This is a genomic window from Halobellus ordinarius (assembly GCF_031823395.1).
Classification (GTDB): Archaea; Halobacteriota; Halobacteria; order Halobacteriales; family Haloferacaceae; genus Haloquadratum; species Haloquadratum ordinarius.
This window is the reverse complement of the sequence record NZ_JAVQKJ010000005.1, coordinates 147,788-171,327: the sequence shown is the minus strand read 5'-3', so window position 1 is coordinate 171,327 and position 23,540 is coordinate 147,788. Positions and strand designations below refer to the sequence as shown.

24 protein-coding genes and 2 tRNA genes are annotated in these 23,540 nt (G+C 66.8%); 6 read left to right on the top strand and 20 right to left on the bottom strand.

The window, feature by feature from the left end; translation table 11 throughout:
• Window positions 1-6: 6 nt before the first annotated feature.
• The 3 genes from RJT48_RS07450 (at window position 7) to RJT48_RS07440 (ending at window position 2,634) form a co-directional block, all read left to right on the top strand.
• The gene (locus RJT48_RS07450) at window positions 7-1,050 is read left to right on the top strand and encodes an N-acetyltransferase DgcN family protein (RefSeq protein ID WP_311171641.1); all 1,044 of its coding nucleotides are present in this window, start codon (window positions 7-9) and stop codon (window positions 1,048-1,050) included.
• 2 nt (window positions 1,051-1,052) lie between these two features.
• Window positions 1,053-2,114 carry a dipeptide epimerase gene (locus RJT48_RS07445; RefSeq protein WP_311171640.1) on the top strand — a complete coding sequence of 354 codons (1,062 nt, stop codon included), beginning with the start codon at window positions 1,053-1,055 and terminating at the stop codon, window positions 2,112-2,114.
• 70 nt (window positions 2,115-2,184) lie between these two features.
• Window positions 2,185-2,634: a UPF0179 family protein gene (locus RJT48_RS07440; protein WP_311171639.1), complete on the top strand. Its 450-nt coding sequence runs from the start codon at window positions 2,185-2,187 to the stop codon at window positions 2,632-2,634.
• Between the two features lie 6 nt (window positions 2,635-2,640).
• Here RJT48_RS07440 and RJT48_RS07435 read toward each other — a convergent pair whose 3' ends face one another.
• The gene (locus tag RJT48_RS07435) at window positions 2,641-3,390 is read right to left on the bottom strand and encodes an MBL fold metallo-hydrolase (RefSeq protein ID WP_311171638.1); all 750 of its coding nucleotides are present in this window, start codon (window positions 3,388-3,390) and stop codon (window positions 2,641-2,643) included.
• Between the two features lie 267 nt (window positions 3,391-3,657).
• Between RJT48_RS07435 and RJT48_RS07430 the strand changes: the two genes are divergently transcribed.
• Both RJT48_RS07430 and RJT48_RS07425 read left to right on the top strand, forming a co-directional pair.
• Complete coding sequence (locus tag RJT48_RS07430) at window positions 3,658-6,504, top strand: ATP-dependent helicase (RefSeq protein WP_311171637.1); 2,847 nt, start codon at window positions 3,658-3,660, stop codon at window positions 6,502-6,504.
• A 59-nt stretch (window positions 6,505-6,563) separates the two neighbouring features.
• On the top strand, window positions 6,564-8,795 hold the full coding sequence (locus tag RJT48_RS07425) for an N-6 DNA methylase (protein ID WP_311171636.1): 2,232 nt from the start codon (window positions 6,564-6,566) through the stop codon (window positions 8,793-8,795).
• Here RJT48_RS07425 and RJT48_RS07420 read toward each other — a convergent pair.
• From RJT48_RS07420 to RJT48_RS07335, 18 genes are all read right to left on the bottom strand, one after another.
• Window positions 8,792-11,614 carry an AAA domain-containing protein gene (locus RJT48_RS07420; protein ID WP_311171635.1) on the bottom strand — a complete coding sequence of 941 codons (2,823 nt, stop codon included), beginning with the start codon at window positions 11,612-11,614 and terminating at the stop codon, window positions 8,792-8,794. The genes RJT48_RS07425 and RJT48_RS07420 overlap by 4 nt on opposite strands.
• 31 nt (window positions 11,615-11,645) lie before the next feature.
• Window positions 11,646-11,876 carry a hypothetical protein gene (locus tag RJT48_RS07415; RefSeq protein ID WP_311171634.1) on the bottom strand — a complete coding sequence of 77 codons (231 nt, stop codon included), beginning with the start codon at window positions 11,874-11,876 and terminating at the stop codon, window positions 11,646-11,648.
• Window positions 11,877-11,932: 56 nt separating this feature from the next.
• Window positions 11,933-12,490 carry a hypothetical protein gene (locus RJT48_RS07410; RefSeq protein WP_311171632.1) on the bottom strand — a complete coding sequence of 186 codons (558 nt, stop codon included), beginning with the start codon at window positions 12,488-12,490 and terminating at the stop codon, window positions 11,933-11,935.
• Window positions 12,491-12,642: 152 nt separating this feature from the next.
• Window positions 12,643-13,611: a zinc-dependent metalloprotease gene (locus RJT48_RS07405; RefSeq protein WP_311171631.1), complete on the bottom strand. Its 969-nt coding sequence runs from the start codon at window positions 13,609-13,611 to the stop codon at window positions 12,643-12,645.
• Window positions 13,612-13,678: 67 nt separating this feature from the next.
• Complete coding sequence (locus RJT48_RS07400) at window positions 13,679-14,830, bottom strand: MBL fold metallo-hydrolase (RefSeq protein WP_311171630.1); 1,152 nt, start codon at window positions 14,828-14,830, stop codon at window positions 13,679-13,681.
• Between the two features lie 144 nt (window positions 14,831-14,974).
• Window positions 14,975-15,796: a 30S ribosomal protein S2 gene (rpsB, locus tag RJT48_RS07395; RefSeq protein ID WP_311171629.1), complete on the bottom strand. Its 822-nt coding sequence runs from the start codon at window positions 15,794-15,796 to the stop codon at window positions 14,975-14,977.
• Complete coding sequence (gene eno, locus RJT48_RS07390; protein ID WP_311171628.1) at window positions 15,793-16,998, bottom strand: phosphopyruvate hydratase; 1,206 nt, start codon at window positions 16,996-16,998, stop codon at window positions 15,793-15,795. The genes rpsB and eno overlap by 4 nt, the downstream gene beginning before the upstream one ends.
• Window position 16,999: 1 nt before the next feature.
• The gene (locus tag RJT48_RS07385; RefSeq protein WP_311171627.1) at window positions 17,000-17,182 is read right to left on the bottom strand and encodes a DNA-directed RNA polymerase subunit K; all 183 of its coding nucleotides are present in this window, start codon (window positions 17,180-17,182) and stop codon (window positions 17,000-17,002) included.
• A complete protein-coding gene (locus tag RJT48_RS07380) occupies window positions 17,179-17,373 on the bottom strand; it encodes a DNA-directed RNA polymerase subunit N (RefSeq protein ID WP_311171626.1) in 195 nt (64 codons plus the stop codon). The genes RJT48_RS07385 and RJT48_RS07380 overlap by 4 nt, the downstream gene beginning before the upstream one ends.
• Before the next feature lie 12 nt (window positions 17,374-17,385).
• Window positions 17,386-17,784 (bottom strand): 30S ribosomal protein S9, encoded by a 399-nt coding sequence (locus RJT48_RS07375; protein ID WP_311171625.1) that lies wholly within the window; start codon window positions 17,782-17,784, stop codon window positions 17,386-17,388.
• On the bottom strand, window positions 17,778-18,215 hold the full coding sequence (locus tag RJT48_RS07370) for a 50S ribosomal protein L13 (protein ID WP_311171624.1): 438 nt from the start codon (window positions 18,213-18,215) through the stop codon (window positions 17,778-17,780). Before RJT48_RS07370 ends, RJT48_RS07375 begins: the two co-directional genes overlap by 7 nt.
• Window positions 18,212-18,562 carry a 50S ribosomal protein L18e gene (locus RJT48_RS07365; protein WP_311171622.1) on the bottom strand — a complete coding sequence of 117 codons (351 nt, stop codon included), beginning with the start codon at window positions 18,560-18,562 and terminating at the stop codon, window positions 18,212-18,214. The genes RJT48_RS07370 and RJT48_RS07365 overlap by 4 nt, the downstream gene beginning before the upstream one ends.
• 26 nt (window positions 18,563-18,588) lie before the next feature.
• A tRNA-Leu gene (locus tag RJT48_RS07360) sits at window positions 18,589-18,673 on the bottom strand.
• Window positions 18,674-18,863: 190 nt separating this feature from the next.
• The gene (locus RJT48_RS07355; protein ID WP_311171620.1) at window positions 18,864-19,646 is read right to left on the bottom strand and encodes a DNA-directed RNA polymerase subunit D; all 783 of its coding nucleotides are present in this window, start codon (window positions 19,644-19,646) and stop codon (window positions 18,864-18,866) included.
• 9 nt (window positions 19,647-19,655) lie between these two features.
• Entirely contained in the window at window positions 19,656-20,051 is a 396-nt protein-coding gene (locus RJT48_RS07350; RefSeq protein WP_121559362.1) for a 30S ribosomal protein S11, read from the bottom strand.
• 3 nt (window positions 20,052-20,054) lie between these two features.
• Entirely contained in the window at window positions 20,055-20,582 is a 528-nt protein-coding gene (locus RJT48_RS07345; protein ID WP_311171619.1) for a 30S ribosomal protein S4, read from the bottom strand.
• 1 nt (window position 20,583) lies between these two features.
• Entirely contained in the window at window positions 20,584-21,126 is a 543-nt protein-coding gene (locus tag RJT48_RS07340; protein WP_311171618.1) for a 30S ribosomal protein S13, read from the bottom strand.
• Between the two features lie 23 nt (window positions 21,127-21,149).
• A tRNA-Ser gene (locus RJT48_RS07335) sits at window positions 21,150-21,234 on the bottom strand.
• Between the two features lie 451 nt (window positions 21,235-21,685).
• Here RJT48_RS07335 and RJT48_RS07330 point away from each other — a divergent pair.
• Window positions 21,686-22,042, top strand: coding sequence for a thioredoxin family protein (locus RJT48_RS07330; RefSeq protein WP_311171617.1), 357 nt, complete (start codon window positions 21,686-21,688; stop codon window positions 22,040-22,042).
• A 141-nt stretch (window positions 22,043-22,183) separates the two neighbouring features.
• Here the strand turns inward: RJT48_RS07330 and RJT48_RS07325 are convergent, their stop codons facing one another.
• Window positions 22,184-23,506 carry a methyl-accepting chemotaxis protein gene (locus RJT48_RS07325; protein ID WP_311171616.1) on the bottom strand — a complete coding sequence of 441 codons (1,323 nt, stop codon included), beginning with the start codon at window positions 23,504-23,506 and terminating at the stop codon, window positions 22,184-22,186.
• Window positions 23,507-23,540: the final 34 nt, after the last annotated feature.

Here is a 23,540-nt window from a genome sequence, read left to right as displayed (position 1 = left end):
TGAGGTATGACAGACTCCGCAGGCAGAGAGCGGGTGGTGGTTCTCGCACACGAGAAGTTCCCCGAGCGGGCGAAGACGGCCACCGGCGTGCTCAAATACGCGGATTACGACGTCGTCGCAGTTCTCGACCGCGAACACGCCGGGACCCAGACGACCGACCACCGGAGCGATCTCCCGTCGGTGCCGATCGTCGACTCGATGTCCGAGGCCCCCGACGCGGACGCGCTGCTGATCGGGATCTCGCCGATCGGCGGCGGCTTCGACGAGTCCTGGCGCCCGGACGTCCGCACGGCGATCGAACGCGGCTGTGACGTCGTCGCCGGGTTGCACTACTTTCTTTCCCAGGACGAGGAGTTCGCCGCACTCGCCGACGAGCACGGCGCGACCCTCCGCGACGTCCGCAAGCCCGACCCGGATCTGACCGTCGCCGAGGGACGGAGCGGCGAGGTCGACGCCGAGGTGGTGCTGACAGTCGGAACCGACTGTTCGGTCGGCAAGATGACCGTCGCGCTCGAACTGACTGCGGCCGCCCGCGACTGTGGGATCGACGCCGGATTCGTCCCGACGGGACAGACGGGGATTATGATCGCCGGCTGGGGCCACCCGATCGATCGTGTCATCTCCGATTTCACCGCGGGTGCCGTCGAGGAGATGATCCTCTCGGCCGGCGAGGAGCACGACGTGCTCTTTGTGGAGGGGCAGGGAAGCATCATCCACCCGGCGTACTCCGCAGTCACCTGCGGGATCCTCCACGGCGCGATGCCGGATTCGATGGTGCTGTGTCACGCGGCGGGACGCGAGGCAATCCACGGGTACGAGTCGTTCTCGCTCCCTCCACTCGCGGAGTACGTGGATCTCTACGAGCGGCTCGCTGCCCCGGTCCGTGAGAGCACTCTCGCCGCCGGAGCGCTCAACACTGCCCATCTCGGGGGTGACGCAGAGGCACGAGCGGCGCTCGACGACTACGCGACTGAGATCGGCGTTCCCGCGACCGACGTCGTTCGCTTCGACGCCGAGGAACTGCTCGATCCGATCCTCGGGGCGGAGTGACGATGGCCCTCACAACCGACTTCGAACGCGTCTCGCTTCCGCTTTCGGACGCCTTCACGATCGCCCGGGGGACACAGGAGACTGCCGAGAACGTGGTGGTCCGCATCACCGACGAGTCGGGTACGACCGGCCTCGGTGCCGCCGCACCCGCTGCTCACTACGGCGAGACGGCGGCGACGGTGGAAGCGGTTCTCCCGGACCTGCTTTCGATCGTCGAGTCGGCCGGCGATCCCCACGCGATCGAGCGGATCGAACGGGAGCGCCGCGAGGTCGTCGCCGACAACCCTGCGGCCCACGCCGCCGTCGATATCGCGCTCCACGACCTTGCCGCGAAACGGCTCGACGTACCACTCTTCAGACAGTGGGGGCTGGATCCCGACTCCGTCCCGAAGACGTCCTTTACCATCGGCCTCGACTCGACCGAGCGGATGCGGGAGAAGACACGCGCGGCTATCGAAGGGGGGTACGACGTCCTGAAGGTAAAACTCGGGACTGACCGCGACGAGGAAATCGTCTCGACCGTCCGCGAGGCGGCGCCAGAGGCGCGACTCCGCGTCGACGCCAACGAAGCGTGGACGCCGCGGGAGGCGGTCCGGATGACCGAACTGCTCGCCGAGTACGACGTCGAGTTCGTCGAGCAGCCAGTGCCCGCGAGCGACCCCGCCGGGCTCCGGTTCGTGTACGAGCGATCTCCCCTGCCGATCGCCGCCGACGAGTCCTGCGTTCGGCTCCCGGACGTCCCGGCGGTCGCAGAGTGCGTCGACATCGTGAACCTGAAGCTGATGAAGTGCGGTGGGCTGGCGGCGGCACGGCGGATGATCCACGCCGCGCGGGCCCAGGGACTCGAGGTGATGCTCGGCTGTATGATCGAGACGAACGTGTCGATCGCTGCGGCCTGTCACCTCGCGCCGCTCGTCGATTACGCCGACCTCGACGGCGCGCTGCTGCTGGCCGAAAACGAGTACGACGGTGTCCCGACCGACGGGAGCGAGATTCGGCTTGCGGACCTCGGAGTCAGCGAGACTCCGGGGACGGGTGCCCGACCAACGGGAGACGCCGACTGAAGACGCCGTGGCGTCCCGTCGCGTCCCGGACGCACACGCTTAACCGCACGCGTCGATTAGGGCCAGATAGATGTCCCAGGTCACGCTCATCGGCGATCGGCTCGCGTCCCCGGGGACGGAGTTCGTCTACGAGGGCGAGTCGACGGCGTGTGAGGGCTGTCCCTATCGCAAGCAGTGTCTGAATCTCTCGGAGGGCGTCCGCTACGAGGTGACGGAGGTCCGGGAGAGCGGTCAGTTGCTCGACTGTGCCGTCCACGACACAGGCGTCCGCGCAGTCGAGGTCGATCCGGCGTCGATCGCCGCCAACGTCTCCTCGCAGGGCGCCTACGCGGGCAGCAAGGTGAGCCTCGAAGGCCCGTGTCCGCACACGGAGTGTCCGAGCCACGAGTACTGTGTCCCGGCCGGTGCCGACTTCGAGACGGAGTACCGGATCGCGGAAGTAAAGGGCGACCCGCCGCACGAGTTCTGTTACCTCGACCGGGACCTGACGCTCGTGGAACTGGAACCGCCGGAGGAGTAACGGCGCTCAGACCTCGAGACGCAGTCCGTCGCGGGCGAACCGCACCTCCCCGTCGTAGTGTTCGCTGATCGAATCCAGCATCTCCTCGTGGCGACCTTCCGTGGGCGGATACAAGTGTGTCAGGTAGACGCGACCGATGTCCTTCCCCGCCAGAACCGCCCCGAGTTCCGACGGCGATGGATGCGTCTCGACGTCGACGCCGTCGGGGAAGGAGCAGTCGTGTGCGAGCACGGCCGCGCCGTCGGCGAAGTTCGTGAGCGACGCCGACGCCTGGCCGTCGCCCGAGAAGACGATGTCGCCCTCCGAGTCGTCTGCCCCGGCGAAGCGGTAGGCGAGACAGTCCATCGAGTGTTGCATCTCGGTCGCGGAGACGTCGAACCCGGCCACGGAGAACTCGGTCGGGCCGACCTCCCGGACGCTCAGGTCCACGCGACCGTCGAGGTACTCGTGGACGTCGAGCAGGCCGTCGATCAGGGATTTCGTTCCACCGGGACCGACCACTTCGAGGTGTTCCTCACCGGCCAGCCACCGCGCTTTCAGGAGAGGGAGCAGATCCGCGACGTGGTCGAGATGGTGGTGGGTCAGCAGCACTGTCGAGACGCCCTCGTAGCCGACATCGGTGCCGGCGAGTCGGTGGAGCACGCCGCTACCGCAGTCGACGAGGAGCCGTCTGTCGTCCCGTTCGAGCAGGAGTCCCGCCTGCACGCGGTCGGGGAGGGGCATCGCGGTTCCGGTGCCGAGGAAAGTCAGGCGCATCGACGGCCGCTACGGTGCGGTGGCCGATAGGCGTTCGGGACGACGTTCTCGAATCCGAGTGAGCGAACAGTCGGCACGAGAGACGCGTTCGCGGTGGTCCCCACGCCGACGTGCCGAACAACCGCTGCCCGGCGCGGGGCCGTTCTCAGGTCACACGGTCGCTGGCCGCGGGATCGTATATAAACCTCCGTCCGAGTTTGCTGTCACATCTGAGAGCCGGAGCGCTCGGGGAGAACCCACTTACTCCTGCGGTCCAACCCTCACACGATGCCGGAGAGCGGGCGCGAACTGCTCAGGCGGGTCGCCGCCGCCGTCGACAGCGCCGAGAGCGTCGACGACGCGGCCCCCGATCGCAACGAGACCACGGGCGCGAGCAGCGCAGACGAGGGCGCTTCCGAGGCCGGGGCGAGCGGTCCGTTTGATTTCGACCCCGACACCGTCGAGATCGCCGACGGCGACGTCCTCGAACGGTTAGAACCGTCAGTTAGGGAGTGGTGGGTCGACGAGTTCGGTCGGTACGTCGAGCAGAACGGCGGCTTCTTCACGCCGCCCCAGCGCGGGGCGATCCCTCTCATCGACGAAGGTCGGAACGCGCTGGTCTGTGCGCCGACGGGGTCGGGGAAAACGCTAGCCTCCTTCTCCGCCATTCTCAACGATCTCTTCGCTCGTGGGCGAGAGCGGGAGGACGGGCTGAAAAATTCGGTGTACTGCCTGTATGTCTCGCCGCTGAAGTCCCTCGCGAACGACATCCACCGCAACCTCACGGTCCCGCTGTCGGGGATCCGCGAGCGCCTCGACGAACGGGGTGCGGACGTCGACGTCCGGCACGCGATCCGCCACGGCGACACCGACTCGGCGGCGCGCCAGAAGATGCTCGAACAGACGCCACACATCCTCAACACGACGCCGGAGACGCTCGCGATCCTGCTGAACGCCCCGAAGTTCCGCGAGAAACTCCGCTCCGTCGAGTACGTGATCGTCGACGAGATACACAGCCTCGCGGCGAACAAGCGGGGAACTCACCTCTCGGTCTCGCTCGAACGCCTGGAGGATCTCGCTGAAACCTCCCCCACGCGGATCGGCTGCTCGGCGACGGTCGAACCGATCGACGGAATCGCAGACTTCCTCGTCGGCCGCGACGACGGAGGCGACCCACGTGAGTGTGAGGTCGTCGACACGCGTTTCGCCCGCGATTTCGATCTCCAGTTGGAGTCTCCGACCGACGACCTGATTCACACGCCGCGCGCGGAGGTGCAGGCGGGCTTCTACGACCGCCTGCACGAACTCGTCGGGGAGCACCGGAACACCCTCGTGTTCACGAACTCCCGGTCCGGCGCCGAGCGCGTTCTGGAGAACCTCCGCGAGCGCTTCGACGCCTACGACGACTCGAACTCCGGGTGTCACCACGGCAGTCTCTCGAAGGAGCGCCGCCAGGACGTCGAGGAGGGTCTCAAGGAGGGAAGCCTCGACGTGGTGACGACGTCGACGAGCCTGGAACTCGGGATCGATATGCCGCATCTGGACCTGGTCGTCCAGGTCGGGTCACCCAAGTCGGTCGCCGCGCTCCTCCAGCGGGTCGGCCGCGCGGGCCACAGCCTCGGACAGACGGTCGAGGGGCGCGTGATCGCGCTCGACCGCGACGAACTCGTCGAGTGTGCGGTGATGCTGCAGAAGGCAGAAGAGGGCTTCGTCGACCGCGTGTTCATGCCCGAAAAGCCCCACGACGTCGCCGCCCAGCACGTCTACGGGATGGCGATCAACGCCGTGCGGCGCGAGGCCGACGTCCGGGAGACGCTGCGGCGGGCTTACCCGTACCGGAACTACGGCGACGACGACTGGGAGCGGCTGCTCCGCTATCTCACCGCCGACTACGACGGACTCGAAGAACAGAACGTCTACGCGAAGATCTGGCGCGACACCAACGACCCACCTGACGGCGAGCACCACTACGCGGAGTTCGACGTGGGCGAACCGCTCGTCGGCAAGCGCGGCCGGATGGCGCGCGTCATCTATATGACGAACATCGGGACGATCCCCGACTCGTTCACCTGCGAGGTCATCACTCGGCAGGGCGACGAGTGGGTCGGGACCCTCGACGAGAATTACCTCGATACCTTAGAGGAGGGCGACGTGTTCGTACTCGGCGGGGAGCGCTTTGCTTACCGGTACAGACGCGGGTCGAAAGTCTACGTCGATCGGACGTCCGCGCGGGCGACCGTCCCCTCCTGGTTCTCCGAACGCCTGCCCCTGTCGTACGATCTCGGCCGGGAGATCGCCACTTTTCAACGGGAACTCCTCGATCGGCTCGATGCTGGGGGCTCGCCCGCCGTCCGCGAGTGGCTTCGGACCTTCCCGATCGACGAGCACGCCGTCCGCGCGATCACGCGCCTCTTCGACGAACAGTGTCGCTACGCCGGGCCGGAGAGCGTCGCCACCGAGGGCCGGTTCGTCGTCGAGGAGGAACTCGACCGGGAGACGTACCGCCGGCACTTCTACGTCCACTCCACGTACGGCCGACGGTTCAACGACGGGCTCTCGCGGCTCGTCGCCGTCCGGTGTGCGAACCGCTCGAACGCGAACGTCCAGATCGCCGTCGCGGACAACGGCTTCTCGCTGTCGATGCCGCTGAACCGCAAGGTCGACGTCGGCGCCGTCCTCCGGGATCTCGACCCCGACTCGGTACGCGCGGAACTGCGGGACGCCCTCGATGGAACGGACCTCCTGAAGCGGTACTTCCGGATCAACGCCACCCGTGCGCTGATGATCCTGAAACGGTACAAGGGCTACGAGAAGTCGGCGGCCGAACAGCAGGTCTCCGCGGAGATGCTCCTCTCGCTCGCCGAGGACCTAGACGACTTCGCGGTGATCGAGGAGACCTACCGCGAGATCGTCGAGGACAAACTCGACGTGGCGGCGATCGAAGACGCCCTCGCGGCGATCGGCCGCGGCGAGGTCGAGGTCGTCACTCACCGCGTGGACTCGCCGACGCCGCGGGCCTTCGGCCTCGCGACGTTGCTGGATAGCGACGTCGTCCTCGCCGAAGACGAGAGCGCGGTCCTGCAGGAGTTCCACGCCCGCGTGCAGGCGGCGATCGATGCGGATGGCGACGACTGATACTGATTACTGAGTGACCAGTAGTCGTCGCTTCCTGACGGGCGCTCCACACCCACCGGATGCCGAAGATACTAAGCGACGCGGGGAAGGGGATACCCGAACGGAAGTCCACGATGGCAGGCTACGCCTCCGAGGTCGCTGCCTGGGGAACGGACAGCGCTCGCTACGAGCGCTACACGTCGACCGTCGCGGAGCGACTGGCCGACGATGACACTCTACAGGCGGCAAAGCGGGAGTGGGAACGGCTCTTCGTCGACAGCCACGGCGACGTCTTCGGGGACGTCGACGTCGAGCGGCCGCGGGAACGGCTGTTCGTCGACTCGCTGTACTACGATTACGTCGTCGACAGCCTCATCCGGTCGCTGGAGCGGCGGTTCGACTTCCGCCTCGTCAATCCCGAGCCGGGTGACAACACCGACGCCCTCGCCGTCGACTTCCGAAGCCTGCACGAGCAGATTGTCGGATCCGACGCGATCGACGACGCAGCCGACGCCTTCCTCGACGCAGTCGGCCCCGGGAACCTGGGACCGGCGTTCCTCCGCACGCTCTACGAGCAGGTCATTTCGGCCGAACTCAGGCGTCACCTTGGGGAGTACTACACGCCGCGGGGTGTGGCGGAACTGGCGATCGCCGAACTCGATCCCGGCCCCGCCGAAACCGTGCTGGATCCGGGCTGTGGCTCGGGTGCGTTCCTCGCTGTCTGTGTCGCCGCAAAGCGGGGGGCACTCGCGGACGAGCGGCCGGCGGCCGCCGTCGATGCGATCACCGACACAGTGTTCGGGATCGACCTCAATCCCGTGGCAGTCAGGGGCGCGAAGTTGTCCTACCTCGGCGCGTTGCTCCCGCTCCTGGCAGAAGGCGACGTCGATGAGGTCGAACTCCCCGTATTTCTGACGGACGCCCTCGGACTGACGCGTAACGACACGCTGGATCTGGGGGGTCGACCGATCGATCTCACTGTCGACCACCTCGTCGGGAACCCCCCGTGGCTCACGTGGGGGGCGCTCACCGAGTCAGTCCGCGACGCGTGGCGGGAGACGTACGTCGAGCGGCTGGGTCTCCTCCAGCAATCGGGTGTCGAGGCCAGACTCGGGCACGCAAACGACGACGTCTCCGTCCCGTTCGTCTGGGCGTGCATCCAGCGCTACCTTGCGAACGACGGCGACGCCGCGTTCGTGCTGAAGCGGGGGCTGACCAAGGGACCGGCCGGTCGGCTGTTCCGGACCGGCCGCGTCGGCGACCGCCCGGTCGCCGTGCGGCACGTCCACGATTTCACAGACTTGCGTCCCTTCGGACACGACGTCGACGTCGGCGCTGCCGTGTACACGCTGAATTCCGGCACCGACACCTCGTTCCCGATTCCGGTGACGGCGTGGACGAGTCGCGGCGGGAGCCCCGACTACGCCACCGTCGACGCGCTCCGAGCGACGTCCGACTGCGAGGAGACGGCGTTCGTTCCGGTGAGTGACGATCCGGCCTCCTCGTGGGTCAGAGCGGACGCGGAAGACCGCGCGCTCGGCGAGTGCGACCACCGGATCCGCCACGGGCTGAAGGACGACGCCAAAGAGGTGTTCAGCGTCGACCGCGAGCGACTCGACGACCTGGAACCGGACCACGTCTACCCGTACCTCCGATCGAAACACATCGTCAAGTACGGCCTGTTCGGCCACGACCTCCATCTGGTTCCGCTGTCTTCGGCCAACGAGGACAACGCAGCCGAACTGCGGCGGGAGACGCCGGCGACCTACGACTACCTCGAAGCAAACAGGGCGGCCCTCGAAGCCCGGTCGTCGTCGTGGCTGGAGTCGGGAACGTTCTACAACCTCTTCGGACTCGGCCCCTACACGTGGTCGCCGTACAAGGTGGCCTGGTGTCGGCTCGGCTATAAACCGCACTTCGCGGTCGTCTCGACCGTCGAAGACGACGACCTCGGCGAGAAACCGGTGATCCCGGGCGACCACTGTATGTTCATCCCGACGGACGACGAGTACGAGGCGCACTTCCTCTGTGCGCTCCTGAACTCGACGCCCTACCAGCGGTGTCTCGATGGGCTCACCGACGGCGGGAAATCCGGCCTCTCGAAGACGGTCGTCTCGCAACTCTCGTTGCCGACCTACGAGGCCTCGGATTCGGGTCGACGGCTCGCGGAGCTCTCGATGGCGGCCCACGAGATCGTTCCCGAACACGTAGACGTCAGCAAGCGAGAGTACAACCGGACGACCATCGAAGCACTGGACGCCGTCCAGGCCGACATCGACGCCCTCGTCGAGGATTCCCTGACCGGCGACTAGCCTGACCGCTGCGCCCACGAGAGCAGCCGTTCGTAGAACGGCTCGGAGGCGAGCGCGTCGGCGTCGCCGACGAGCGCGAGCGCCTTCTTCGCGCGGGTGAGCGCGACGTTCACGCGCCGGTAGTCCTCGAAGAGCGGGCCGTCCAGCGAACCGGTCGCGACGAACGATACCACGATCACCTCCTTCGCGGAGCCCTGGAAGCGGTCGACCGTGTCGACGGTGACGTCGACGCGACGGGCTATCTCGGCCACCTGCGCCCGGAACGGGGCGATCACGCCGATGTCGTCGGGGTCGACGCCCGCCGCGAGGTATGCGTCGACAACCTCGGCCACCTGGTCGGCCTCCATCGGATTCGTGTTGCCGACCCGTTCGCCGCCGGGATCGACGAACGCGACGGGATCGCGGAGTTCCGGCGGCAGGGCGGCCTCGTCGGCGCCGAGGTCCGAGAGCCGCTGTGCCGCGACCGCGCCGTTCGCCGGGCGGAGCGCGCCGTCGTAGAACTCCTGCGACGAGAAGGCCTGAATGCGCTGGGCCATCCGGTACTGGCGGTCGAGCAGGACCGACGCCTCCGGGTAGGTCTCGATCAGCCGCTCGAACAGCGAGGTCTGTAACGTGGATCCGGGGCCCGACCCGTCCTCGGCCGGCGAATCGCCGCCGGCAGCCGTATCCGAGTCGGTCCCTCCGGCTGTCGTCTCTTCGGCGCCTCCAGCGTTCCCGCCTGCCTGCACGACCGGCGGGAGCTGCTGGTGGTCGCCGACGAGGACGAACCGATCGGCGAGCGCGACGGCGGCGAGCGTACCCGGCTCCGTCAACTGCGAAGCCTCGTCGACCAGCGCGACGTCGAAAGAGTCCTCGCGCATCACCCGCGAGCCGCAGGTGGCGGTGGTGGCGGCGACGACCGGCGCCTCGCGCAGCGCCGCGGCGCGTTCGTTCGGCTCGCCGTCCTTTTCCAGCCGGACGTCGAGCATATCCTCGCGGATACCGTTCTCGGTGCCGACGCGGACCACGTCGTCGACGCCCGCTTCGCGGATCGACTCCAAGGCGTTGTCGACCGCGCGGTTGGTGAACGCAGACAGGAGCACGCGGTCCCCGCGGTCGACGAGTTCGCTGACGATCTGTGCGATCGTATACGTCTTCCCCGTCCCGGGCGGCCCGTGGACGAGCGCGAAATCCTCCGCGTCGATCGCGAGGCGTACTGCTCGGTCCTGTGCGTCGTTGTTGTCGATGAAAGATTCGGCACTTTCGTCGTCTCCGTCGCCTTCGTTGCCGTTGTCAGCACCCGCCGCTGCTCGATCCGCGAACGCGGGCTCCCGTCGGCCGAACAGAACGTCCTTGCGGTCGGGATCGCCCTTCAGCACGAAGTCGTGGAGCGCGGTGAGCATCCGGTCGACCCCGATCTCGGAGGGGTAGACGTCGAGCCGACGGACCGAGAGGGGTTCGTCGGCGGTGACGACGACTTCCGAGCCGAGTTCGACGATGCGGCAGAGTTCAGCGTGTCCGGAGACCGGATCGCCGTCGCTCGCCAGCGCGACGTCCCCCGCTCGGAGCTTCGAGACGGCGTCGTCGGACTTCTCGGCGCGCAGTTCCCACCGACCGTCGTCGAGTTCGCGCCGGCCGATCGGTTCGAGGTCGAGCAGCGCACGGTCGTCGTCGGCGCGTTCTTCGGCTGACTGCTCCCAGAGTTTGCGGTACTCGGCGTGCACCGCCCGCCGCTCGGCCTCGATGGCGCGGTAGAAGCGGTCGAAGTACCTCCGCTCCGGTTCGGGGACCGCGTCGCCGATCTGTCCCGCCTTCGACTCCTGGTCGAGGCGTCCGGAGACGACCATACAGGTGTCCTGCTCGAAGCAGTACTCACAGCGGGCGTCGGCCTCGTAGCCCGTCGGGACGTCGGTCTCGAACTCCATCGCGGCGATCTCGTTCCGTTGTCTGACGACGAACTGGAGCAGGCCGTCGCCGATGGAGAACTCCTTCGCGGGCGAGAGGTCGCCCGTCTCCTCGGTCCGTTCGAGGGCGGTGTTCTTGGTGTACAGGAGGGTGCCGGTGTCGGCGGGCACGCCGCGTTCCGAGAGCACCAGCGCGTAGGCGGCCGCCTGGATCTTGTCCTGGAAGCGTGGCTCACGTTTCGTGTTCTTCCCGGTCTTGAGTTCGACCGGCATCCCGCGGCGCAGCGCGTCGGCGCGGCCCTTGATCCCGAACGTCGGCGAGATCAGCGTGTACTCCGAGCGCCAGGCGTCCTCCTCGGTGAGTGTTCCCTGATTGAGCCACCCTTCGATCGCCGCGGCGTTGCGGCGCACCTCGTCGCGCACCTCGGCGGCTTCGCGGCCCAGGAGTCCGAGTTCCAGGCCCGCCTCGCGCACCCGGTCGTCGATCGCCGTCTCCAGGTCGCGGTCGCGGAGGAGGTCGCCGAACACCTCGTGGACGATGGTCCCCTTGACGACGGGGTAGTTCAGCGGGATCCCCGACAGTTTGTTCAGGTAGTACATCCGCGGGCACTGCACCCACGAGCGGATGTCGGTCACGTCGACGAGGAAGCCGGGTTCGAGGACGACGAAGGAATCGCCCGTGGTCGAGTAGGTCGTCTCTCCCTGGTACTCCGACTCCTCGATCTCGGTGGCGACCAGTTCCATCCCTGCCTCGGCGTGTTCGACGGTATGGGTCCACTTCCCCCACAGCGTGAGTCGGCACGTCGCCGCGCCAGACGCTTCGATGTCGGATTCCCCGTCCGGCCGGACCGACACCTCCGCGAGCGACCGCGAACCGTACTTCGTGTCCACCTCGCGTTCGTCACCGACGTCGACGATGCGGCCGCGCAGTTGCACGTGGCGTACCTGCCGTTCGTGCGGTAAGACGCTATCGGTCGCGACGATCGCCGGTGTCCGGAGCCGGCAGGAACTCCGCCCACCACCGCAGCAGGAACCACAGGAGTACCCACCCGAGCACGAGGCCGCCCGCGACACCGACGGCGATGATCACGGGCGACCCGCCGGCCTGGAGCGCGATCAAGCCGCCCGAGACAGCCACCAGTGCGACGAAACTGGCCTTGAGCCGACGGCTCGCCACGTCGCGCTCGGCGTCGGTCATACTCGGTCCGACCACTCAGATCCCTCCGCTGTGGCCGGCGCGAGGAGAGCAGGGGCTCACTGGAACCCGCGGTCGACGCCGTCGGACTCGACCAGGTCGTCGAGGTCTTTCGAGAGCAGTTCGTCCGCGTCGGCGAACTCCTCGGAGAGGTCCTCCAGCCGGTCGGGCCGGCCGTCGAACTCGTACTCCATCGGGCCGAACGCGGGACTGTCCAGTGCGTCCATCACGTCCTCGAAGAAGTCGTCGGGCGTCGTCGGCGCCTCGGCGTGGACCTTCACGGTCTCTTCGAGACGCGTGGCCATCGTCTCGGCGTGCTCTTCGTCCTCCGGCGGCGACTGGACGGCGAAGCGGCCGGGGTCGTCGCGGTCTTCGTGCGGTAACAGCGGTTCGAGGTCCTCGTCGATCCGCCGGGCGACCCGCGCGCCGACGCCGCGGAGTTCGGAGGGGTTCTTCGTGTACGTCTTCAGCGCGTACACGCCAGCGTTCGGGTGACCGAGATAGAGGTCCTCGCCGAGTCCGCCGCGTCTGTCGCCCGCGACGGCCCGCCAGCCGTCCGGGTCGACGTCGGCGTCGGTCACGTCCGCGAGGATGTCCTGCCAGTCTCTGACGCGCATACGTACCCGGCCGTACTCACCCGGAGCGAAAGAGTATGACGGTTGGCGGTCGGCCGCCGCGTGGAATACAGCCTACGGTTCGAGTCGGGCGACCCGCCGCGTGGAATACAGGCTACGGATCGACCCGGGCGAGCAGCCGCGTGGAATACAGGCTACGGATCGACCCGGCTGAGCCACCGCGCGGGATCGTCCAGTTCCGCCTCGGTCGGCAGGTTCGCCGGCTTGTCCCAGACGGCGGCCGCCGCCGCGACGCCGCGGCGGTCCGCGACCGTCCCGAAGAAGCGCGCGCCGCGCTCGTACTGCCGCCGCTTCAGCCCTAGACCGAGCAACCGCCGCGCGATTCGCGCTACCGGGCCGCCGCCGCGCCGCCGCGCGTCGAGTTTCGCGCGCAGGTCGGCGTACTCCTCGTCGAATGCCCTGTCCATCAGCATCTCGGCGTACCCCTCGACGGCGGTCATCGCCACGTCGAGGTCGCGGAACGCCTCGCGGTCGAACGTGCCGCTCGTGAGCGACTCAAGGCCGTCTTCCATCCGGGATTCCAGGTGCTCGGGCAGCCACGGGGCGGCGCCGAACTCGGCGGCGTGGGCGACCTCGTGGAAGGCGATCCAGCGCCGAAACCGCGGGTAGTCGACGTCGAGTTCCGTCGCGGCGTCGACGATGTTGGGGTGGACGAAGTAGAGTTCGTGGTCCTCGTCGCCGTCGGCTAAGAGGAGCGGATCGTACTGCCCGAGGACGTGCGAGGCCAGAAACGAGAGCATAAACGACATGGATCCGGTGTTGAGCACACGCGTTGCGGCCGGGAAGGCGACCTCGATGTTCGACTCAAGCGGGCGCATCACGCGTCGGAAGGTGGTGATGTTCGAGTCGATCCAGTGGTGGCGGTTCTGCACCTCGATCGCGTTCGGGACGTCGAACTCGACGCCGCCCACCGAGCGGAGTCGGGTCCGCGCGTCGCGGACGTCCGCTGCGTAGCCCTCCTTTTCAGCGGGCGTCAGATCCAGCGATCCGGGGTCCGTCGCGCTCTTGGCGGCCGTCGCGACGGCCGGCCAGTCGATGTACGCCGACGCGTCGTTGCCGCTGGACGCACCCGCGATCGCCTGCACGCTCCGAAAGAGGTTCATACGCGTATCTGGGGACGGGCGCGCAAAACCCTTGTTCCGGCGTGGATAGACTGGTCGATCGCCGCCGCTACACCGCGCAGTTGTTCGGCCCGAGTTCCAGGCCGGTCGCCTCGTCCTCCTTGACATCGAGTATACCGCGGTTAACGTCGATGACGACCTCGTAGTTCGGCGGCTTCTCGCTCGTCTGCCCGGCTACCCGCTCGACGAACGCGGGGCGATCGAGGGAGAACAGTTCGAGTTCCCTCCGGAGCTCTCCCAGTGTCGCAGCGATGAGTTCGCCCGATTTTCCCGCGCCGAACCGTCCCTCGGCGTCGACGGACACGTGGCCGGGAAGCACGACGATGTCGTCTCCGAGCGGCGCATAGCGGTCGTGGAGCGTCTCATAGAGCAGTTCGCCACCCTGTTCGGCGCCACCCTCCCCGAACTCCAGTTCGGTCCGGCCGACCGATTCGGTGAACAGCGCATCCGCCGACAGGAGGTACCGCCCGTCGACCAGGAGGTTCACGAGGTCGGTAGTGTGGCCCGGTGCGGCGAGGACCTCGACGTCGACGTCGCCGACGGAGAGCGTCTCGCCGTCCGCGACCGGTTCGTACTCGTAGGCGACCCCGCGCTCTTCGGCGGTTTCGCTCAGATAGTACGGCACGTCACACCGATCTGCGAGCGTGCGCCCGCCGGAGAGGTGATCGGCGTGAATGTGAGTGTCGACGACGCCGTCGACCACCATCCCGGCGTCGGCAGCGACGAGTTCGAACTCGTGGGACTGGCGCGTCGGGTCGACGACGAGAGCCTTCCCCGCGGCGCGGTCGCCGACGACGTAGCCGAGACAGCCCTTCGCGCGCCGCTGTAGCTGCGCGAGGAACAGATCGCCCTCGGTCTCGATCTCGACGACGTCGTACAGTTTGCTCCAGTCTTCCATTCCGCCCTTGACGACTGTGACGTCCTGTCCCCGACTGCCGAGCTCGAAGCCGAACGACGTCGAGGAAAGGCCCTTCCCGCAGATGATCGCTGTCGGGCCCGCCGAGACGATCGCCTCGACGTCCGCCCAGTCGTGACCGTCTCCCAGCCCCTCCATCGGGTGGTACGGAATATTCACGGCGCCCGGGAGGTGCCAGGCGTCGAAGCTCTCCGGGGGGCGGGTGTCGATCACGGTAAGGTCCTCATCGGCGTCGATCGCCGTCGCGAGCTCGTCGACGGTGAGTTGATCGAGCAGTTCGGGCATACTACCCGCTATGAGGCAGACGCGAATAACGATATTGGCAGGCGGCAGGCCGATTCGACAGCCTGTGGCCGCCGGTACAAACACGTGCGGGCGCTGCTGCTCGCGGACAGTGACAGGACCGAAAAGCGTCGAGCGTCGAAACGGTTAGATCTCGTCCTCGAAGTCTTCGAGGGCGTAGACGGTGTCGCTGCCGCGGCGGTCGAGCGTCTCGTTCGCCAGGAGCCAGTAGACGACCGACAGCGCCCGGCGCCCCTTGTTGTTCGTCGGGACGACAAGGTCGACGTTGCTGGTCTGGTTGTTCGAGTCGCACATCGCGATGACCGGGATGCCGACCGTGATTGCCTCCTTGACCGCCTGGGCGTCACCGATCGGGTCGGTGACGACGACGACGTCCGGCTCGATGTAGCCGTCGTAGTCGGGATTCGTCAGCGTCCCCGGGATGAATCGGCCGGTGCGGGCGCGGGCGCCGACCGCGTCGGCGAACTTCGTCGCCGGGAAGCGGCCGTACTGCCGCGAACTCGTCACCAGGATCTGCTCGGGGTTGTAGTTCGCGAGGAAGTCCGCGGCCGTCCGGATCCGCGAGTCGGTCTGACTGACGTCTAGGACGTACAGCCCGTCGTCGCGGACGCGGTGGATGAACCGCTCCATGTCCTTGGTTTTCTGCTGGGTCCCGATGTGGACCCCCGCCGAGAGGTAGTCCTCGACGGGGATGAGGAGGTCGGCCTCCTCGTCGGGCATCACGTTCTCGTCGAACGTCGGGCCCGATTCCTCTGTCTGTTCGGCCTCGGCAGCCTCGTCTCCGGCCGCGCCGTCGTCGGCGGCGACCTCGTCTTCGGCGGCCTCGGCGACCGGTTCGGTCGGTTCGGCGTTGGCCTCGGTCGTCGCTTCGACGTCGTCGTCGGCCGCCGTTTCGGCCTCCGAGTCGTCGTCGACGACTTCGACCGCGTCGTTGTCGTTGTCTGTCATACTGCGTCGTCCGCGATGCGGATGAGTTCGTTGAGTTTGGCGGTTCGCTCGCCGCCCACCGTGCCGGTCTTGATGAAGCCGGCGTCGGTGGCGACAGCAAGGTGTGCGATCGTCGTGTCCTCCGTCTCGCCCGAACGGTGGGAGATGACCGTCTCGTAGCCGTTCTCGGTCGCCAGTTCGATCGCGTCGAAGGCGTCCGACAGCGTGCCGATCTGGTTGGGCTTGACGAGGATCGCGTTGCCGGCGCCGGCGTCGATGCCGGCCTGCAGGCGCTCGACGTTCGTCACGAAGAGGTCGTCGCCGCAGATCAGCGTCCGGTCGCCGACCCGCGCTGTCAGTTCCGCGAAGCCCTCGTAGTCGTCCTCGTCGAGGGGATCCTCGACGTAAGCGAGGTCGTACTCCGCGACCATCTCGGCGACGTAGTCGACCTGTTCGGCGGTCGATTTCACGTCGTCGCCGTAGACGTAGCCGTCCGCTTCTGCGTCGTACAGCTCCGCGGCGGCCATATCCAGGCCGAAGCTGATCTCGAAGCCGAGTTCGTCGGCGACGTCGCCGACGGCCTCGTCGACGACCTCGAAGGCCTCGGCGTCGGAGATCGGCGGCGCCCACGCCCCCTCGTCTCCCTTCGCCGCGGGCACGCCGCGGTCGTCGAGGAGCTCGGAGATGCGTGCGTGGACGGCCGCGTTCGCGAAGACGGCCTCGGAGACGTTCGGCGCGCCGACCGGCGCGGCGAGGAACTCCTGGATGTGGGTCGCCTCTTTGGCGTGTTCACCGCCGCCGACGACGTTCCCGAGCGGCGTCGGGAACGACTCGCCGCGGAAGGTGCCGCCGAGATGCTGGTACAGCGGCGCACCGAGCACGTCGGCGCCGGCCTTCGCGGCCGCCATCGAGATGGCGACAGCGCTGTTGGCGCCGACCTCCGAGAAGTTCCCGGTGCCGTCGGCGGCGTGTAAGGCGGCATCGACGTCCCGCTGGTTGCCGGCGAAGACCTCGCCGACCAGCCGGGGGATCGCGTGCTCCCGGGCGGCGGCGATGGCCTCGCTCGGCGGGAGTTCGATGGCCTCGTACTCGCCAGTGCTCGCCCCGCTGGGGGCCGCAGCACGGCCGAAGCCGCCGGATTCGGTCAGGACGTCGGCCTCGACGGTCGCGTTGCCGCGGGAGTCGAGGATCCGACGGAGCGAGACGTTCGTGATACGCGTCATCTCAGTTGCCCTCGCGGTTGACGGTGAAGGGCAGAACGCCGGCGTCGTACTCTTCGGCGGCGACTAAGATCGGCTCCGACTGGTCGGTGTCGATCAGTACCGGCGCGCCGTAGGACACCTGCAGCGCTCGCGCGCCGAGGATGCGGGCCTTCTCGTACCGGTTGTAGTGGACGTTCTCGCTCATTGGTAGGGGGCGACGACGTCGACGAGGTCCTTGTGCGACACCATCATCCGTCGGCAGCAGTGTCGCTCGACGCCGAGTTCGTCCAGCACCTTGCCGGGGTCCTCGTCGCCCTCGCGGGCGCGCGATTTGAACTCGTCCCAGTGTTCGCCGACGACGTTGCCGCAGGTGAAACACCGGACAGGTATCATCATAGCTGGATCACCTCAGCGGTAGGACTTCTGGTAGCGGGCCCGTGCGCCGGGGCCGCCCCACTTTTTGGGTTCGGACTGGCGCACGTCGTTGACGAGCAGCGAGCGGTCGAACTCCATGTACGCGTCGCGGAGTTCGGCGTCGTTGAGGTGCTGCACCAGGCCGCGGGCGATGGCCGTCCGCGTGGCGTCAGCCTGGCCGGCGAAGCCGCCGCCGGAGACGCTGACGTCGATGTCGACCTGCGAACGGAGGTCCTCGCCGGCGATGCGGAACGGTTCCAGCATCTTCAGGCGGGCCATCTCCGGTTCGATCAGTTCGACGGGCTGGGAGTCGATTCGGACCCGACCCTCGCCCTCGCGCACGGTGGCGCGGGCGATGGCCGTCTTCTTCTTTCCGGACGTGTTCGTTACCATGTGACTTTCGCACCCAGGTTCTCGGAAACCTCCCCGAGCGAGAGGAACTTGATGTTCGACAGGCGGTCCAGCGTGGTGTCCTCGAGCGTCTCGCCGTCCTCGTCGAACGGATTGCCGAGGTAGACGCGGACGTTCGAGAGCGCCTCGCGACCGCGGTGTTCTTTGTACGGCAGCATCCCGCGCACGCCGCGCTTGAAGATGCCGTCGGGACGCTTCGGGTAGTGGGGCCCCCGGTCGGAGCCCAGTTCCGCGCGCTTGCGGTACGTGCTCATCACATCGGACTCGGAGCCGGTGATGACTGCGTCCTCGGCGTTGATGATCGCGACCTTCTCGCCGTCGAGGGCGCGCGTTGCGACCTGACTGGCGACGCGACCGAAGATGCAGTTCCGTGCGTCGATGACGACGTCTGCATCGAACTCGGCGAGGCTCATCGGATCACCCGCACGTTGCTTCCGTCGGGGTTCTCCTCGATCGCGCGTTCGAGCGCGACCGTTTCCCCGACCTGTTCGATCTTGGTTCGAGCGGACGACGAGAAGTCGACCGCCGCGACTGTGACGTTCTTTTGCAGCACACCGCTCCCCAGCACCTTGCCGGGGACGACGACGGTCTCGTCCTCGCGTGCGTATCGTTCGATACGCCCGAGGTTGACCTCCGCGTGGGTGCGCCGCGGCTTCTCGAGACGGTCCGCGACGTCCTGCCAGACAGTGGCACCGGATTCGCGGGAGACCGCCTTCAGCTCGGCGATGAGACTATTGAGTCTCGGATTCGTCTTACTCATTGTGTACCTCCTGAAAGAAAACGGAGTGCAGGGAGCAGGATTTGAACCTGCGGACCCCTATGGGACAGCGCCCTGAACGCTGCGCCGTTGGCCAGACTTGGCTATCCCTGCTCGCACTCCGAGTTACTGCGTGCCCCTTCAAACTCCTTTCGGTCCGGCGGCGCCGACCGTGCCGGCGCCGGCTCGCGTCGATCGCGGCGCTCGCCGCCTGTGACGGCGGGAACGCCGGCGTCGGCGCTGCCGGCGGCACGGCGGGCGAGCGTCGGACGGGGAGTGAAGGGACAGACATCGTGCTGTGGTGTTAGATCGCGACTTTCGTTTCGAGTTCGGCCGCGCGGTCGCCGAGCGACTCGGCGGCGCGCAGCACCAACTCCTCGACGCTGAACGAACCGTCCGTCTCCACGTGGAAGACGAACGCCTCGGACACGTCGTGTACTTCGAGTTCTTTACCCGGATACCGGTTCGTGAGGTCGTTGTCGAACGCGTCCGTGGGGACGAGGTCGCCGTCGGCGGCGCTCCCGTCGGCGGCGTGCTCGGCCGCGGCCTCCTCGATGACTCCACGGAGGATGTTCGGCTCCTCGTCGTCGAACTCGCCGGCGTCGCCGACGGCCTCCACGCGCTGGAGGTGTCGGTAGCCGACGGAGACGCCGCCCTGGTGTTTGGCGTGAGCCTTCCCGGTGTCGAGCACCGCGTCGGTCTCCAGTTCCAGGTGCTGGTTCTCCTTGAGTTCGATGATGGGGATGTTCTCGTCGGCCGGCTGAACGAGGCTGTCGGCCGACTCGAGGTCGCCCGAGTATGCCGTCGCCGGCCCCTCGACGTCGAGCGCGAGCGTGACGACGTCGCCCTCCTCGAAGTCGTCGAGTGGCGTCGTCAGCGGGACGAGTCCGAGTCGCAGCCCGATCATCTCGTCGAACATCACCGAGGAGTTCTCGACGAACCGGACGGTGTCGATACTGAACGTGGGCACGTCGGCGATCATCGCCCGGCGGATGCCGTTTGCGATGGCCGGCGAGGCGCCACGGACCAGGAATCTGGCCGTCCGGTCGCCGCGTTCGATGAACTCGACCTCGAAATCGTTCGTCATCTGTTGATCTTAGAGTCGGCTGTTTTTCGGCGCTCGCGTCCCGTCGTGTGGGATCGGCGTGACGTCCTCGATGCGGCCGATCTCGAGGCCGGCGCGAGCCAGCGCACGGATCGTCGCCTGCGCGCCGGGGCCGGGGCTCTTGTTGCCGTTCCCGCCCGGACCGCGGACGCGGACGTGCAGGCCCTCGATGCCCGCCGCTTTGATCTCCTCGGCGACGGATTCGGCCATCTGCATCGCCGCGTACGGCGATGCCTCGTCTCGGTTCTGCTTCACCACGGCGCCGCCCGACGACTTCACAATCGTCTCCGCGCCCGTCAGGTCCGTCACCGTGATGAGCGTGTTGTTGAACGACGCGTGGACGTGGGCGATACCCCACTTGTCTCTGGTTGTTTCGGATTCGCTCATGGGTTACTCCTGTCCCTCCGCACGTTCGGGGTGGAGGTCGTCCGCGAGCGGACTCGTCTCGTCGAACGCGAGGCTGTCTTCCTCGGCCGACTCCACCATCTTCGCGGGGCGCGTGACGCGTGCGCCGTCGACGGTGACGTGGCCGTGAACGATGAACTGTCGCGCCTGCTCGGGCGTGCTCGCGAGGCCCTTCCGGTACGCGACGGTCTGCAGTCGACGTTCGAGAATGTCCGTGACGTCCAGTTCGAGGACGCGGCTGATGTCGTCCTCCGTCGCGAGGATCCCGTAGCGGCGGAGCCGTGCGAGGAACTCCTCGCCGGCCGCCTCGGCCGCTGTCAGGTCGCCCTGCGCCTCGCCGATGAGGCGCCGGGCCTCCCGTCGGTAGTTCCGGAGTTCCGACTGGGCGCGCCACAGTTCCTCTTTGTTCTTCAGTCCGTAGCGGCCGAGCATATCGCCCTCCTGGGCGATGCGCTCACCCTGGAACGGGTGATTCGGGGTCTCGTACCGCTTCGTGTTGTTTCCGGTCGCCATATTATAGTTCGCCGCCTCCTTCCTCCTCTTCTTCGGCGGCGGCCTCCTCGGCCGCCTCCTCTTTGATCGCCTCGACGTTGACGCCGATCGTCCCCTCGGTCCGGCCGGTGGACTTCGTCCGCTGTCCGCGGACCTTCTGTCCGCGCTTGTGGCGGACGCCCTTGTAGGAGTCGATCATCTTCATCCGGTTGATGTCGTGCCGTCGCTTCTCTTCGAGGTCGGACCCGGTCTTGTGGGTGGTTTCGCCGCTGAAGAAGTCGTTGCGGCGGTTCGCCATCCACTCGGGAACGTACTCGTCGAAGTTCTCGACGACGTCGACGACTGCGTCGATCTCGTCGTCGTCGAGCAGACCGAACGTCGCGTGTCGGTCCACGCCGGCGGCGTCGGAGACGATGCGCGCGGTGCGCTTGCCGATTCCTTTCATGTCGGTGAGACTCCGCTCGACCGACTTCGTCCCGTCCAGATCGGTAGTCCCGATCCTGACGAAGTATCGGAGGTCTTCTTCCTCCTCGGGAGCGTCGTCCTGTGGTTCTTCTGCACTCATGGAGTTTTGGTAAGTCCGGTGAGCGTTGCGGCGGGGATTCGAACCCCGGGGGCTTGACGCCACTGAGTTAGCAACCCAGCGCCTTGGGCCAGGCTTGGCTACCGCAACACACGGTCTCGTACTGTCGCCCTCTCGGACTCGGGGGCCATCCCCCTACAGCGTATCGCAGTCGAAACAAGCCGTGGTCGCTACTTAAACATCACGATAGGGTACCGGAGTGCGAGCGATCCGCATACTCCGGTATGGGCAGGGCTGACACGCTCTCCGGCCGTCAACGCCGGTCCCGTCCTCGTTACGATCGCGCCCACCGCGTTCGACTGCGCCGGGGGCCGCCCGCTTCCCCGTCCGCCAATCTGATACTGATTACTCTCACTGTTTACCGCCGAGCGCTACCCCCGTTGGCGGCGTTCGGCGGGAAGAGACGAGAGTAATCAGTATCAGCGGAACGTGCCCCCCGAGTGTGGAATGCTATTGCTTCCCGGGTGTGCGGCCTGCGCGGATGTGCGTAACCTTGGACATTACGCCCACGGTATATACCTCTGGACCCCCTACTAGAAGTATGAGTACGAATACGTCCGCGACTTCGACACCCGACCGTCCCATTGCCCTCGACGGCGAAGCCGACCTCGACGCCCTAATTTCCGAGCACGACCGCGTTCTCGTCGAGTTCTACACCGACGGCTGCGCGCTGTGTGCGAGCATCGAACCCGTGATCGGCAACGTCGCGCGCGCTCACGAGGATCTCACGGTTGCGACTGTCAACCCCCGCGACGACCCGCCGCTGATCGACCGGTTCCAGATCAAAAGCGTCCCGACGCTTTTGCTCTTCGAGAACGGCGAGGTCGTCGGCCGGTTGGCGAGCGGGTTCCAGGGCGGCGACGCCATCGACGAGTTCCTGTCGGGGGCGACGACGTAGGCCGACGAATCGTAGACCGAACGTCCAGCGGCGGTGTTGCCGTCGCTCAGTCGTAGCCTAACTTATATGGGCGTATCCTTCTAGGCGACAGCCCCCAGCTTCCTCAGACAGCGAGAACCGGGATGGAGACGCGGTGGCGATCTACATATCGCTCTGGATGTCGAGGGAGTTCATCTCGTCGATCTCGCTGCTAATCTCCCCGACTCGCTCGGTCTGTTGTTCGTTCGCGGCGGCGATCGCCTCCGCTTCGTCTGCGACGCGTTCGAACTCCTCGGCAGTCTGATCGACCATACTGGCGATCTCTTCGGTACTGGCCGCCTGATCGTCTGTAGCATCGGCGACCTCCGTAACGCCGGTGGAGACGTCCTCGACCACGTCGGCGATGTGCTTGAAGGTCTCTCCCGAACTCCGGACCTTCTCGCTGCCGACGTCCAGGATCTCGTTCGTCTCGTCGAGGCTCTCGACCGTTTCCGTCGTATCTTCCCGGATTTCGGCGACGATCTCTTCGATTTCGCTGGCACGTTGCTGTGACTCCTCGGCGAGGTTTTTGACCTCGTCTGCGACGACGGCGAACCCGTCACCAGCCTCCCCCGCACGCGCGGCCTCGATCGATGCGTTCAGCGCGAGCAGATTCGTCTGATCGGCGATGTCGTTAATGACGTCCACCAGTTCGTCGATCTGCTGGATACTCTCGTCGAGTTCGCGAACGTCCTCGGTCACGCCCTGAGCGGCTGATTCGAGGTCGGCCATAATGTCGATGACTTCTTCGGCCTCCTCGCCCCCTGATTCGGCTTGCTCCCGGGCCCGTTCGCTTGTCGCTTTCACATCGTCAGCGGTGGCAGCGATCTCTTCGATCGTGGCGCTGAGCGACGACACCTCGTCGGCCACCTCCGTGATCGCCTCCACCTGATCGGCGGCCTGGGTGCTGATCTCGCGGGAGTTCTGCTCGATGCTTTCCGCGGACGCTTCCAGCTCGCCGACTGCGGATTTGATGCTCCCCGTCGCGCGCTTCTTGCCGGAGAGATCGCGGAACGTCTCGCTGATGGCGACGACCTCCCCTTCATCGTCGTGAATGGGTCTGACGACCAGTTCAGTCGGAATCACCCGTCCGTCGTAGCTCTCTTTTTCGACTTCGACCCGGATCTCGTCTTGTCCGCCGTCGACGATCTGTTTCAGCGTGCAGTTTTCGGTACCACAGACTTCCGGGTTGCAGAACTGATCGTAGCAGTTGATCGCTTCACTCCCTTCGGCTTCGACGCCGCCCATCTCTTTCATCTGCTGGTTTTCCACAACGACGTTGAAGTCGAGGTCGAGGATCCGCATCGCAGCCCCGGTCGACTCCATTACCTGCCGAAGGTTGCTCGTGAGTACGTCCCAGAGCCCCTCCTCCGGGAGATCTTTCCCGCCGCGGATCGGCTGGGATAAATCCCGTCCCGCCGTCGAACCGTCCTGTGATTTGGCCATAAGATTAATGCGCTAAGTCGAGACTTCATAGTTT